The sequence below is a fragment of the Porphyrobacter sp. THAI-01a genome, from assembly GCF_056868655.1.
Window position 1 is genome coordinate 810,023 of sequence record NZ_CP180579.1, and the last position, 13,844, is coordinate 823,866.

12 protein-coding genes are annotated in these 13,844 nt (G+C 68.1%); all 12 read right to left on the bottom strand.

What is annotated here, in order from left to right; genetic code table 11:
* Positions 1-40 precede the first annotated feature (40 nt).
* Complete coding sequence (gene hemA / locus ACMX37_RS03955) at positions 41-1,261, bottom strand: 5-aminolevulinate synthase (protein ID WP_088915112.1); 1,221 nt, start codon at positions 1,259-1,261, stop codon at positions 41-43.
* 32 nt (positions 1,262-1,293) lie between these two features.
* On the bottom strand, positions 1,294-2,085 hold the full coding sequence (gene puhE / locus ACMX37_RS03960; protein WP_483147615.1) for a putative photosynthetic complex assembly protein PuhE: 792 nt from the start codon (positions 2,083-2,085) through the stop codon (positions 1,294-1,296).
* Positions 2,082-3,143 carry a magnesium-protoporphyrin IX monomethyl ester (oxidative) cyclase gene (acsF, locus tag ACMX37_RS03965; RefSeq protein WP_483147616.1) on the bottom strand — a complete coding sequence of 354 codons (1,062 nt, stop codon included), beginning with the start codon at positions 3,141-3,143 and terminating at the stop codon, positions 2,082-2,084. Before acsF ends, puhE begins: the two co-directional genes overlap by 4 nt.
* On the bottom strand, positions 3,140-3,442 hold the full coding sequence (locus ACMX37_RS03970; RefSeq protein WP_483147617.1) for a hypothetical protein: 303 nt from the start codon (positions 3,440-3,442) through the stop codon (positions 3,140-3,142). The genes acsF and ACMX37_RS03970 overlap by 4 nt, the downstream gene beginning before the upstream one ends.
* Complete coding sequence (gene puhC / locus ACMX37_RS03975; protein ID WP_483147618.1) at positions 3,442-3,933, bottom strand: photosynthetic complex assembly protein PuhC; 492 nt, start codon at positions 3,931-3,933, stop codon at positions 3,442-3,444. The genes ACMX37_RS03970 and puhC overlap by 1 nt, the downstream gene beginning before the upstream one ends.
* Positions 3,930-4,706 carry a photosynthetic complex putative assembly protein PuhB gene (gene puhB / locus ACMX37_RS03980; RefSeq protein WP_483147619.1) on the bottom strand — a complete coding sequence of 259 codons (777 nt, stop codon included), beginning with the start codon at positions 4,704-4,706 and terminating at the stop codon, positions 3,930-3,932. Before puhB ends, puhC begins: the two co-directional genes overlap by 4 nt.
* The gene (gene puhA / locus ACMX37_RS03985; protein WP_483147620.1) at positions 4,697-5,506 is read right to left on the bottom strand and encodes a photosynthetic reaction center subunit H; all 810 of its coding nucleotides are present in this window, start codon (positions 5,504-5,506) and stop codon (positions 4,697-4,699) included. The genes puhB and puhA overlap by 10 nt, the downstream gene beginning before the upstream one ends.
* A gap of 73 nt (positions 5,507-5,579) precedes the next feature.
* On the bottom strand, positions 5,580-7,019 hold the full coding sequence (locus ACMX37_RS03990) for a BCD family MFS transporter (RefSeq protein WP_088915105.1): 1,440 nt from the start codon (positions 7,017-7,019) through the stop codon (positions 5,580-5,582).
* On the bottom strand, positions 7,016-7,720 hold the full coding sequence (bchM, locus tag ACMX37_RS03995) for a magnesium protoporphyrin IX methyltransferase (RefSeq protein WP_483147621.1): 705 nt from the start codon (positions 7,718-7,720) through the stop codon (positions 7,016-7,018). Before bchM ends, ACMX37_RS03990 begins: the two co-directional genes overlap by 4 nt.
* Positions 7,720-8,616 (bottom strand): ferredoxin:protochlorophyllide reductase (ATP-dependent) iron-sulfur ATP-binding protein, encoded by an 897-nt coding sequence (gene bchL, locus ACMX37_RS04000; RefSeq protein ID WP_088915103.1) that lies wholly within the window; start codon positions 8,614-8,616, stop codon positions 7,720-7,722. The genes bchM and bchL overlap by 1 nt, the downstream gene beginning before the upstream one ends.
* Before the next feature lie 19 nt (positions 8,617-8,635).
* The gene (locus ACMX37_RS04005) at positions 8,636-12,280 is read right to left on the bottom strand and encodes a magnesium chelatase subunit H (protein WP_483147622.1); all 3,645 of its coding nucleotides are present in this window, start codon (positions 12,278-12,280) and stop codon (positions 8,636-8,638) included.
* The gene (gene bchB, locus ACMX37_RS04010; RefSeq protein WP_483147623.1) at positions 12,270-13,844 is read right to left on the bottom strand and encodes a ferredoxin:protochlorophyllide reductase (ATP-dependent) subunit B; all 1,575 of its coding nucleotides are present in this window, start codon (positions 13,842-13,844) and stop codon (positions 12,270-12,272) included. Before bchB ends, ACMX37_RS04005 begins: the two co-directional genes overlap by 11 nt.

Below are 13,844 nucleotides of genomic sequence, written 5' to 3' on the forward strand. Positions count from 1 at the left end.
CGTCCAAGGGAGAGCCGGTATTCTTCTCGGTCGGGAAGGTTCAGGCGGCCTGTTCCATCCGCGCCAGTTCGCAGTGCGACCAGATCTCGGACAGGGCCTTGATCAGCCGGTCGATGTCGCCATCGGAATGCACCGGCGAGGGCGTGACGCGCAGCCGCTCGGTGCCGACGGGCACGGTGGGGTAATTGATCGGCTGGACGTAGATGCCGTGGTTGTCCATCAGCCAGTCGCTGATCATCTTGCACTTCTTGGCGTCCCCAACCATCACCGGGATGATGTGGCTCGGGTTGTCGAGGTGCGGGATGCCCATGATGTCGAGCGCCCGGCGGACCTGCGCGACGCGCTTCTGCTGAAGCTCGCGCTCGGCGCTCGAGGTCTTGAGGTGGCGGATGCTGGCGGCGGCGCCCGCCGCCACGGCAGGGGGCAGGGCGGTCGAGAAGATGAAGCCGCTGGCGAAGGAGCGCACGAAGTCGACGAGGTTGGCGGAGGCCGCGATGTAGCCGCCCATCACCCCGAAGGCCTTGCCGAGGGTGCCTTCGATCACGGTGATGCGGTCCATCAGGCCTTCGCGCTCGGCGATCCCGCCGCCGCGCGGGCCGTAGAGGCCGACCGCGTGGACTTCGTCGATGTAGCTCATCGCGCCGTGCTTTTCGCAGACGTCGAGGATGTCGGCGATGGGGGCGATGTCGCCGTCCATCGAATAGACGGACTCGAAGGCGACCAGCTTGGGCACTTCGGGGCCGTACATCGACAGCAGCTCGTCGAGATGCTCCACGTCATTGTGACGGAAGATCTTGTAGGGCGCCCGGCTGTAGCGGATGCCCTCGATCATCGAGGCGTGGTTGAGCGCGTCCGAGAACACGACGCAGCCCGGGATCTTGCCCGCGAGCGTGCCGAGGCCCGCCCAGTTCGAGACGTAGCCCGAGGTGAACAGCAGCGCGCTCTCCTTGCCATGGAGGTCGGCGAGCTCCTGCTCGAGCAGCACATGGTAGTGGTTGGTGCCCGAGATGTTGCGCGTGCCGCCCGCGCCCGCGCCGCATTCGTCGAGGCATTCGTGCATCGCCTCGAGCACCGCGGGGTGCTGGCCCATGCCGAGGTAGTCGTTCGAGCACCACACCGTCACGGCTTGGGTTTCCTCGGCGATGAAGCGGGTGGCGTGGGGGAAGCGGCCGCGGTGGCGCTTGATGTCGGTGAACACCCGGTAACGGCCATCCTCGCGCACCGCGTCGAGTTCGCCTGCGAAAAAGGCTTCGAAGTCCATCGGGGTTCCCTCTGTTGTCTTTGTCATTGTCGTCAGTCTCGGTTCGTCGGGGCAGCGGGCTTGCGCTGCGGAAGGGCCCAGCCCCACAGCATCCCGTCGCGGAAGGGCAGGGCGAGAAACAGGTGTTCGAGCACGCCGAGCAGGGCGAGCGTCGTCAGCAGGCTCGCGCCCACCATCTGCGCCGAGCCCACCGGCGCGGCGAGCGCGAGGCTGGCGAACCAGCCGCTTGCCGCCGCGATCGCCGCGATCGACAGGGCCAGGAGTAAGGTCATGCGGCTCGGGCCGAAATAGGACTTTAGGTAGACCAGCTGCTCGGGGAGCATCTCGGAACTGGCATTGGGCACGCCCACGAAGAGGTTGATCTTGGAGATCAGCCGCATCGCGAACATCAGCACGAAGACAGTCGCGCCGATCTGGTTGGGCACGTCCCACGAGAGCGAGATCAGCAGCAGCGCCGTCACCGCCAGCGCCACTTCGTGATGCATCACGGTCGCGGCGGCCTGGCGGAAGCGGGCGAGGCCGGTCAGCGACGGATCGGCAAGGCCGCGGCGCGGGCCGGCCGAGGCACCGGTGAGGAAAGAAAGCTCGTGCCAGCCCCACACCATCAGCGCGCCGATGAAGGACAGGTAGACGGCCCAGACCTGCGTGGAGAGCGACGAGAGCAGGATCACCAGCAGTCCGGCGATCCCGGCGATGCTGCCGACCATCAGGCTGGTCGAGAAGGTGGCGCGCTCGCGGTTGTCCGCCCAGGCAATTAGCCCGGTCGCGACGAACCAGATCGCCACCGTCACGATGAACGGCACAATATGGCCGCTCCAGCTCACCACGCGGGTTGCAGCCGGATCGAGCGGGGCAGGGTGTTGGGCTTGGGCGCCATGAGATACATCCGCGCAAAGGCAAGGCCTGCGCCGAGCGTGCCCGAGGCCCGGCTCAGCAGACCGCCAATGCCGCCCCTGGCCTTGCCGTCCTCGATGCGGGCAGCCGCGAGGCGCAGCTTCTCCATCTGGCGGCGGAAGGCGGGATGATCGATGTCGAGTTCGACCGGGAAGACCTGGCGCGCGATCTGGTTGCAGATCGCGAAGACCTTGTAGTCGTACTCGGTCGGATCGACCCCCAGCGCGGCGTGGAACACCGGGCGGTTGTGATCGCGCACATACATGGTGGCGTAGACCGACAGCAGGAAGAAGCGCACCCACAGCTTGTTGGCGCCCTCGAGCAGCTTGGGGTCCGAGCGCAGCAGCATGGCGAAGGCCTCGCCGTGACGGAACTCGTCGTTGCACCACTCCTCGAACCAGTCGAAGATCGGGTGGAACTTGTGCTGCGGATTGCGCGCCAAGTGCCGGAAGATCGTGATGTAGCGCGCGTAGCCGATCTTCTCCGACAGGTAGACCGCGTAGAAGATGAACTTCGGCTTGAAGTAGGTGTATTTCTTGGTCTTCGTCAGATAGCCGAGATCGACGCCGATCCCGGCATCCTTGAGGCTCTCGTTGATGAAGCCGGCATGGCGGCTCTCGTCGCGGGCGAGCAGGCGGAAGAGCTGCTTCACGTCCGGGTTCTTGGTGCGCCGGGCGATCTCGGCATAGAGCACGCAGCCGGAGAATTCGCTGGTCATCGAGCTGACGAGAAAATCGGTGAACTCCTGCCGGAGCGAAGGCTCCAGCCCCTCGATCACGCCCTTGAAGCTGTCGTTGTGCTTGAAGTGGAGCTTGTTCGGATCGCCCACCATGTCGGCGATAAGCTGGTCCCATTCAGCGCGCACGGGCGAGACGTCGATCGCGTCCAGCGCGTCGAAATCGGTGGTGTAGAAGCGCGGGGTCAGCATCGTGTCCTGCGTCGCCAGCGCCATCGCCTCCTCGCTGGTCATCGGCTTGTAGGCGTTCATTTGATCCTCCCGGCGTTGAAGCTGACTTCGTAGAGTTCGCTGAGGTCGAAATAGGCGGCGAGCCGGGTGAGGGCGCGCATCAGGGGGCTGGCGCGGGTAACGGTGGCGCGGCGTTCGAAGACCTGGCGGGTGCCGAAGGGAATCTGGATCGGCGCACCGTGGACGCGCACCTTGTCGCCCGGCTCGATGGCGATGTCCTCGGCCAGTTCGACATGGGCGTGGAAATGCTCCGAGCTCTGCTCGACCGTGACGGTGCAGGGCGTCTCGAAGCTGGTCGCGGAGAGGAAGGCGAGGGCCATCAGCGGGTCCCCTCCGGCGCGGCGGGCAGCAGGTTGGCGTAGACCGCGCGGTTGTCCGGTCCGAAGGAGCTGACCTCGACCGAGCGGCCGGTGACGGGATCGGCGAGCGTCAGCCCGCCATTTTCCCAGCGGGTGAGGGTGAAAGGCACCTCGGCCCCATGCCCGCGGATGCGGCGCTGGTGGACGAGGCTGCGCACCGTCGCGCGGATGAAGCCGCCCTGGCCGACGCCGTGGCGGGCGAGCACTTCGCCCGTACCGCCGTCCTCGATCCGGACGGTGCCGTCTTCCTCGTCGAAGAACCTCAGCGTGCGTTCCTGAGCCGCCCCGATCCCGGCCGCAGCGCGCGCTTCCGAAGGAACCGACTGCTTCGGAAAAAGGCCCATCGTCACCGAGGCCGTCAGCGCGAGCGAGATCGCGATGATGCCGCCCATCAGGAACAGGGGCACCTTGTGGACCGTGATTTCGTCCTTCTCGTACTCGCGGACAATCATGCGGGTGCTCCCTCCAGACCCTGATCGCCGCGGTGCAGGACCGGTGCGAGACGACCGGCAGCGGCCGCGGGTTGTTGGCCGTGTTGGACGCTGGATGGGCCAGCTTCCTTGATCTCGCTCAAATTCCGCTCGATCGCGCCGAAGCGCGCGCGGGCCTCGGCGATCATCTGCGCGACGCCGGCCGCGTCGGGCACGGCGCGCAGCATCGGCTGCGGCATGGCGTAGTGCCAGGGGCGCACGTGCGGCCACAGCAGCAGCGTGCCGAGCAGGCGCTCGCCCGAAAGTTCGAAGGCGATGTCGCCATGCCCGTCCTTGCCGCGCGGCGCGAGGTGGGCGGCGGTGACCTGCTTCAGGGGAATGTTGATGCGCGTCTCGATCGCCATGCCGATGCGCATGATCAGGCGCGTGTCGGTGAGGATGTAGAGCGTGCTGCGCGCACTCGCCCAGGCGAGGACGTAGAGCAGCGCCACCAGCACCACCCCGAGCACCGCGGCGACGATCGCGGCATCGGTGTTGCCGGTTGCCAGCGCGATCCCTGCCAGCGCGGCCATGTAGAACCCGGCCTTGCGGGTATGGAAGGCGGTGCGGGCCAGCAGCGCGAGCTGCGGGCGACCCTTCCAGAGCACGGTCTCGTCCGGCGCGGGGGTGCCCATCCGGTCCCCGAAGGCCTTGGGGCCGTCATTCTCGAGCGCGGCGTGATCGAGCCCGGCCGGCAGCGGCGTTGCCGCCGCTGCCGCCTGATCCGTCTCCGCCGCAGGCAGGTTCAGATCCATGCTTCCGACCTTTCCGGTGTCGCATACATGTAGCCGCCGCCGAAGTAGGCCTGGATGCGGTCTTCCTCGTAGCGGGTGATGATCCCTGCGGTCTCGAGCGCGGGCACGTTGTCGAACTGGGCGGCGGTGATCGCGTCGATCTCGACATATTCGCGTTCGTCGCTGGTGGTCGGCAGGATCTTGGACAGCAGGCTGTTGCCGTGGACCACCGCGACCATCATCGGCGCCATCACCTTCTTGCCGCTGGTGGTCTCGATCTCGAGATAGCGGATCAAGTGTTCGGCCTGGTCGACCCAGATGTCGCTGACCTTGCCCACATTGACGCCGTCGGCGGCGACGACATCCCAGCCGATCAGCTGCGGATCATTGGGAGCGACGACCAGTTCGTGGCTCTGGGCGATCGGCACGATGCGCGGGCGGCCGTCGAAGGTGAGATCGGGATACTTCGAGCGGTTGGCGAAGGCGGCCGGGCCCATGCCGTCGACCATCGGATCGCCGGTCGGGACCCACGGCGCGCCGCCGGCCCGGAAGGCCTGCACCGCGGGGACGTTCACATCGTCGCGGGCGACGTCCTCGGGTACATAGGTGCCGCGGCCGTTGGGCAGCTGGAAGCTCTTCTTCGCGCCGTCGAACAGGCGGGTGTCGGGCTCGACCGCGCCGGTGACCTCGTCCTCGAGCGGATAGCCTTCGCGGCGGCTTTCCTTGTTGAGGTAGAAGACCAGCGCGATGAAGAAGCCGAAGAAAAGCAGGAAGGCGAGTTCGGCAACATCGAAGGTGCCGACGATATAGGCAGCGTTCATTTCACATTCCTCTCGTGGAACAGGCCGGCTGAGGCGGAGCCGGGGAAGAGACGGGACAGGCGGGCACGGGCAATCATGTCGGGAACTCCATCAGCCCGAATGGCTGGGCGGACGGGTCTTCGGCATCGGGGTTGGCGCGGCGCTGGTGACCCACCAGCGGGCCGATGGCGGCAAGGCCGATCAGCAGCAGCGCGATCTCGAGAATGTAGACGGTGCCATAGCCGGTGGCGCGCATCGCCATGCTGGCCGTGGGCGCATCGCTCTGGAGCAGCAGGGCCACCCCGTCGCGCAACAGGCCGCCGACGGCGATGCCGAGCCCGGCACAGGTGGCCTGCACCGCGCCCCAGGCACCGAGCGCCAGACCCGCGGTCTCGCCGCGCGCGAGGCTCATCGCCTCCATCAGCGTTCCGACCGAGAACAGGCCGAGCCCCACGCCGATCCCCAGCGCGCCGGCATAGAGCATCAGCGGCGCGGCAAAGGGGCCGGCAAAGAGCACCAGCAGGAAGGCGTTGATCCCGATCACCAGGCCCGCGCCCGCCAGCCGCAGCGGATCCCACCCGCGCGCCAGCGCGCGGCCCGAGAGCATGAAGCCGCACAGCGAACCCAGCGCCCAGGCGCCGGTCAGTCCCGTGGTCGCCCCGACCGACAGGCCAAGGATTTCGCCGCCGTAAGGCTCGAGCAGCGCGTCCTGCATGGCAAAGCCGGCAGCCCCGATGCCGATCGCGGTCAGCAGCCGCGCGTTGCGTCCGTCGCTCACGAAGGCCTGCCAGATCTGCCCGAAGCTCGGCGTCTCGCGGTCGGGCGCGGTGGCGGCGGGGTTGCGCGCCTCCTGCTTCCACAGCGCCGTCAGGTTGAGCACCATCGTCAGCAGCGCGCAGCCCTGAATCACCTGCACCAGCTTGGTCGCCGAATAGTCGGCGAGGATCCCGCCGATCACGAAGGCGGAGAACATCATCCCCACCAGCAGCATCACGTAGAGCAGCGCCACGGCGCGCGGGCGCTTGTCTTCGGGCGCAAGGTCGGTCGCCAGCGCGAGGCCGGCGGTCTGGGTCACGTGAAAGCCCGTGCCCGTCAGCAGGAAGGCGGCAGCCCCGGCGACGAGGCCCAGCTCGAAGCGGCCCTCCACGTCGAGCAGCAGCAGCGCGAAGGGCATGATCGCCAGCCCGCCGAACTGCAGCATCGTGCCGAACCAGATATAGGGCACCCGCCGCCAGCCGAGCACCGAGCGGTGTGTGTCGGACTTGTGGCCGACCAGCGCCCGGAATGGCGCGGCAAACAGGGGCACGGCGATCAGCAGCGCGACCAGCCAGGTCGGCGTGCCGAGCTCGACCACCATCACGCGGTTGAGGGTGCCGTTGAGCAGCACCATCGCCATCCCCACGCTCACCTGGAACAGCGCAAGGCGCAGCAGGCGCGGCAGGGGCAGGTCGGCGCTGGCCGCGTCCGCAAACGGCAGCAGGCGGAACACCAGTTCCGTCCAGTGCGGCTGTTTCGGGCGCGCGGGACGGTTCATCCGTGCCTCACCAGTTCGAGCGCCTGCGAAGTGTAGAACCCGCTGCTGATGCGCTGGGTACGGCCGATGCTCCAGCCGCCGAGGCGCGCAAGGCGCTCGCGCAGCTCGTCTTCGGCCACCGGCACGATCGCCGGGCTGCGGTCGGACTTGGGAAAGACCTTGCCGATATTGTGCATCGCGGCGAGCAGCGTGGTGCGCGGCGCGAAGGTGAAGAGGATGCTCCCGGTGGTGCGCTGCGCCAGCCGGGCGAGCGCGTCGACGAGGTCCTCGGGCTGGTAGTGGATCAGCGAATCCATCGCCACGACATGGGCGAAGCTGCCCAAGTCGGGATCGAGCATGTCGCCGCTCTTCCAGTGGATGCGCCCGTGGCCGATGAACGAGGGCGTGCGCTGGCGCGCCACCTCGACAAGGCCCGCCGCCACGTCGATCCCCGTCACTTCCGCGCCCCGGCAGGCGGCCGCCACCGCCAGCGATCCGGTGCCGCAGCCGGCATCGAGGATACGGGTGCGCCTTAGGTCCGCCGGGAGCCAGTCGAGCAGGGTCGCCCGCATGGCATCGCGCCCGGCGCGCACGGTGGCGCGGATGCCGGAGACCTTGGCGTCCGAGGTGAGGTCGATCCACGCCTGGCGCGCGGTGCTGTCGAAATAGGTCGCCAGCGCCTCGCGGCGGGTATCGTAATCGGTGGGGAGCCGCGTCGCCATCACTCGAACCCCAGGAAGTCGAAGATGTCGCGGTCCTTCATCGGCTGCGCCGCCGAGGGCTCGACACCGTCCCAGAGAAGCTGTGCAAGGCGCAGGTATTCGTTCTGCGCGGCGATCACTTCCGGATCGTCGCCCATCTCGAACAGGGTGCACTTCTTGAGGCGCGAGCGGCGGATCGCGTCGACATCGCGGAAATGGGCGAGGCGCTGCATCCCGATCTTGTCGCAGAAGCGGTCGATCTCGTCGGTCTCGCGGCTGCGGTTGGCGACCACGCCGGCGAGGCGCACGTCGTAGTTCTTCGACTTCGCCCCGATCGCCGCGACGATGCGGTTCATGGCGAAGATCGAGTCGAAATCGTTCGCCGCCACCACGATCGCGCGCTCGGCGTGCTGCAACGGCGCGGCAAAGCCGCCGCACACGACATCGCCCAGCACGTCGAAGATTACGACGTCGGTCTCTTCGAGCAGATGGTGCTGCTTCAGCAGCTTGACCGTCTGCCCGACCACGTAGCCGCCGCAGCCTGTGCCCGCCGGCGGCCCGCCCGCCTCGACGCACATCACGCCGTTGTAGCCTTCGAACATGTAGTCCTCGGGCCGCAGCTCTTCCGAGTGGAACTCGACCGTCTCGAGCACGTCGATCACCGTCGGCATCAGCTTCTTGGTGAGGGTGAAGGTGCTGTCGTGCTTGGGATCGCAGCCGATCTGGAGCACGCGGTGGCCGAGCTTCGAGAAGGCGGCCGAGAGGTTCGAGGAGGTGGTCGACTTGCCGATCCCGCCCTTGCCGTAGACCGCAAAGACCTTGGCGCCCTTGATCTTGTCAGCCGGGTCCAGTGCGACCTGGACGGAGCCTTCGCCGTCGGGCGGCGAGAAGGTCGAGCGGGGGTTGTGCAGGTTCATTTGGTCCTCATCCCTCAGGTCATTCGGCCGGGAACACGCCTTCGAGGCGGTCCTCCAGCTCGTCATTGGCTTCGCGCAGGGCGGCGAGCGTCGCTTCGTCGGGTGCCCACAGGTTGCGGTCGCAGGCTTCGAGCAGCCGTCCTGCCACGCGGCCCGCGCTCTTGGGGTTGAGCTCGGACAAACGGCGGCGCATTTCGGCATCGAGCACGAAGGTCTCGGAAATCTTCTGGTAGACCCAGGGCGCGACCTGTCCGGTTGTCGCCGACCAGCCGAGGGTGCTGGTCACGTGCCCCTCGATCTGGCGAACGCCCTCGTACCCATGTTCGAGCAGACCTTCGAACCACTTGGGGTTGAGTGTGCGGGTGCGCGCCTCGAGGTCGATCTGTTCGGCGAGCGTGCGCACCTTGGTGGAGCCGCGGGTCGCATCGAGGATGTAGACCGGGGTCTCCGCCCCCTTGGCCCGCGCGACCGAGCGGGTCACGCCGCCGAGGCCATCGACATACTGGTCGACATCGTTGATCCCGAGTTCGATGCTCTCGAGGTTCTGGTAGGTGAAATCGACCGTGCCGAGCGCGCTCTGGAGCAGTTCGCGCTGCTGCACCGGCTTGCCCGAGACGCCATAGGCAAAGCCCTTGTTGACCTCGAAGGCGTTGGCGAGTTCATCGGGATCGGCCCAGACGCCGCCCTCGATCATCTGGTTGACGTTGGCGCCGTAGGCCCCTTCGGCATTGGAGAAGACGCGCAGGGCCGCGGTTTCGAGATCGCAGCCGTGCTTGTCCATTTGCGCCAGCGTGTGCTTGCGGATGAAGTTCGCCTCCAGCGGCTCGTCCTCGGCGGCGCTGGCGAGCAGCGCGGCTTCGGCGAGCATCCGGGTCTGCATCGGCAGGAGGTCGCGGAAGATGCCGGAGAGGGTCATCACCACGTCGATCCGCGGGCGGCCGAGTTCCTCGAGCGGGATCAGCTCCGCACCCGCAAGCCGGCCATAGGTGTCGCGGCGCGGGCGCGCGCCCATCAGCGTCATGGCCTGGGCGATCTGGACCCCTTCGGACTTCATGTTGTCCGTGCCCCACAGCACCATCGCGATGCTTTCGGGGAAGGGCTGGCCGCTTTCGACATGACGCGCGATCAGGCGTTCGGCCTGTTCGCTGCCCATGCGGCAGGCGAAGGCGGAGGGCAGCAGGAATGGGTCGAAGCCGTGGATGTTGCGCCCCGTGGGGAGCACGTCGGGGTTCACCACCACGTCGCCGCCGGGCGCGGGCGGGACATAGCCGCCGTCGAGCGCATGGATCAGCGAGCCCATCTCGTCGGAGCAATCGAGCAGTGCCGCGAGCCGCGCGCGATCGGGCGTCGGCCCGTCATGGCTGCCCGCTTCCATCATCGCATCGAGCATATCCTCGCGCTCGGCACCCGCAGGGTTGCGGCCGAACACATGGAGCCCGTGCGGGATCAGCGCCTGCTCCATCTCGTAGAGGCGGGCGGGCAGCTCGCCGATGTCGGCATAGACGATGTCGAGCGCCTCGCACTGGTCGGCGATCAGCGCGGCGAGATCGGCGCGTTCCTCGGCGTGGTCGGCATCGTCGATGGTCGCCCGCCAGCGCTCGACGCTCGCCTTCAGCTCCGACAGGCCCTTGTAGAGGCCCGCCTGCGCCAGCGGCGGCGTGAGGTAGCTGATCAGCGTCGCGCCCGAGCGGCGCTTGGCCAGCATCCCTTCCGAAGGGTTGTTGGCGGCGTAGAGGTAGAAATTGGGCGTGTCGCTGATCAGGCGATCGGGCCAGCACTTGCCCGACATCCCGGCCTGCTTGCCCGGCATGAACTCGAGCGCGCCGTGGGTGCCGAAATGGAGGATGGCGTGGGCGCCGAAATCCTCGCGGATCCAGCGGTAGAAGGCGCTGAAGGCGTGGGTCGGGGCGAAGCCGCCCTCGAACAGCAGGCGCATCGGATCGCCTTCGTAGCCGAAGCCGGGCTGGACGCCGACGAAGACGTTGCCGAACTGCGCGCCCTGGATGAGAATATGGCCGCCGTCCGACAGCTGCTTGCCCGGCGCGGGGCCCCAGGCGGCCTCGATCTCGGCGAGGTGCGGCTCGCGCCGGACATGATCGTCGGCGGGGATGCGGTGGGCGACATTGGCGTCGGTGCCGAAGCGGTCCGAATTGCCCTTGAGCAACGCGTCGCGCATCGCATCGAGGCTTTCCGGCACCTCGACGCTGTAGCCCTCGGCCTTCAGGCGCTGGAGGGTCGCGTAGAGGCTCTCGTGCACCGCCATGAAGGCCGCCGTGCCGGTCGCCCCGGCATTGGGCGGGAAGTTGAACACGACGATCGCGAGCTTGCGCGCGGCGCGCTCGGCACGGCGCAGCCGGATCAGCTTCAGCGTCTTAGCGGCCAGCGCCTCGGCGCGTTCGGGGCAGGCCTGCATCGGCCGCGCCTTGTGCGAGGCCGGGCGAGCGCAGCGACGGTCGCAGCCCGAACAGCCTTCGCCCGATTGCCCCGCGCGACCGCCGAACACGTGCGGGACAGTCGAGCCGTCGAGCTCGGGCAGGGCGACCATCATCGTCGCCTCGAGCGGAAGCAGGCCCTGCGGGCGGTGCGCCCAGTCCTCGATCGACTGGAACTCGATCGCATGGGCGGCGAGATAGGGCAGGTCGAGATGGCCCAGCACCTCGCGCGCAGCCGGCGCGTCGGAATAGGCCGGGCCGCCGACCAGCGAGAAGCCCGTGAGGTTGACGATGGCGTCGACCGTGGGCTTCCCGTCGGGACCGATGAAGAACTGTTCGATCGCCGGACGCGCGTCGAGCCCGCTGGCGAAAACCGGGATGACCTTCAGCCCGGCGGCCTCGAAAGCGGCGATCGCGCCGTCGTAATGCGCGCAGTCGCGGCCCAGAAGATACGAGCGAAGCAGGATCAGCCCGACCGTGCCTTCGCGTCCCGGCGCACCCGGCAGCAGACGCAGGCTTTCGGAAATGCGTTGCTGGGTGGCGGGGTGGTAGACCCCGGTCTCGGGATATTCGAGCGGCGCATCGGCCTTGGTGATGCCGCGACGATAGAGCCGCTCGCCCGCGGCATAGCGGTCGATCAGCGCGCGGACCATCGCCACCACGTTCTCGTCGGAGCCCGCGAGCCAGTATTGCAGCGTCAGGAAATAGGCGCGCACGTCCTGCGCGGTGCCGGGGATGAAGCGCAGGATCTTGGGCAGGCGGCGCAGCATCTTCATCTGCCCCGCGCCCGAATTGGGCTTGCCGTCCTTGCCCGAGGAGCCGCGCAGCTTCTTGAGCAGCGCCAGCGGCCCCTTGGCCGGCGCATCCATCCGGTAGCCGCCCATCTTGGTGAGCCGCACCACCTCGCCCGCGCTCATCAGGCAGACCATCGCGTCGCATTCCTCGCGCCGCGCCTCGAGGCTGGGGAGGATCATGCGGATGTGATCGTCGAGGAACAGCATCGTCGCGATGACGATGTCGGCCGAGGCGATCGCGCACTTGACCGCCTCGAGATCCTCGGCGTTGCTGCCCCATTCGCTGGCGGCGTGGAGCGAGAGGTCGATGCCTTCCTTCGCCAGCGCCTCCTCGGCCCGGTCGACCGCGCCCTTGAGGTGATTGTCGAGCGTGACGATCACCACCCTGACGGGTGCCCGCGGGTCCACCGTGGAGGCCGAGGCGACACTACCGTGCATAATGCGCCTTGGCGTCGTAGAGGGTTTCGAGGTCGATCTGGCGGCGCCCTTCGGCAGCGGCGAAGTTCTCGGTGTTGCGCCGGGCCTTGCCGCGCACGAAGAAGGGGATCTTCTTCAGTTCCCGCTCGGCCTCGGCGGTCCAGAGCGTGCCGCCTTCCTCCGCCGCGGCGGGGGAGGGGATATCCTCGACCGGGCCTTCGGAAACCGCATCAGCCACCGGCGCCTTGCGCGGGGAATGCGCGGCGTGGTGCGATGCGCCCGCTTCGTCGGAGAACTCGAAATCCTCGCGGAACATCGTGAGCAGGTGCTCCTCCAGCCCCATCACCAGCGGGTGGACCCAGGTGTCGAAGATCACGTTGGCGCCCTCGAAGCCCATCTGGGGCGAGTGGCGCGCGGGGAAGTCCTGCACGTGCACCGGCGCGGAGATCACCGCGCAGGGCAGGCCGAGGCGCTTGGCGATGTGCCGCTCCATCTGCGTGCCGAGCACCAGTTCGGGGCACGCCGCCGCGATCGCGTCCTCGACCGCGAGGTGATCGTCGGTGATCAGCGGCTCGACCCCGCAACGCGCGGCCTCGGCGCGGATTTCGCGGGCGAATTCGCGGTTGTAGCAGCCGAGGCCGCAGACCTCGAAGCCGAGCTCCTCGCGGGCGATGCGGGCGGCGGCGGCGGCGTGGGTGGCGTCGCCGAAGATGAAGACGCGCTTGCCGGTCAGGTAGGTCGAATCGACCGACCGGGACCACCAGGGCATCCGGGAAGAGGTGTCGCCGAGGGCAGGCGTGGGATCTGCACCTGCCAGCTCGGCGACGTCGGCGATGAAGGAGCGGGTCGCTCCCACGCCGATAGGGACGGTCCGCACACAGGGTTGAGCGAAAGTGCGCTCGAGCCAGCGTGAGGCCTCATCTGCGATTTCGGGGTAGAGGACGATGTTGAAGTCGGCGGCGCCGATGTTTCTGATGTCCTCCGGGGTGGCGCCCAGCGGGGCGACGAGGTTCACCTCGACACCGAGTGCGCCGAGAATTTTGCGGATCTCGACCAGATCGTCGCGGTGCCGGAAGCCGAGCGCCGTCGGCCCCAGAATGTTGGCGCGCGCGGGACGGCCCTCACGGGGTTCGCGTGTCACCGACTTGTCGGCGAGGGTGCGCACGATCTGGTAGAAGGTCTCGGCCGCCCCCCAGTTCTCCTTGCGCTGGTAGCTGGGGAGCTCGAGCGCGATCGCGGGGCAGGGCAGGCCCATCGCCTCGGCAAGGCCGGCGGGGTCGTCCTGGATCAGCTCGGCGGTGCAGGACGCGCCGACGATGATCGCCTGGGGGTTGAAGCGGGCGACCGCCTCGCGCGCGGCATCCTGGAAGATCTGCGCGGTGTCCTTGCCGAGATCGCGCGCCTCGAAGGTGGTGTAGGTGACCGGCGGGCGCTTGCCGCGCCGCTCGATCATCGTGAAGAGCAGGTCCGCATAGGTATCGCCCTGGGGCGCGTGGAGGACGTAGTGCAGCTTCTCCATCGCCGTCGCGACCCGCATGGCTCCCACGTGGGGCGGTCCTTCGTAGGTCCAGACGGCGAGCTGCAT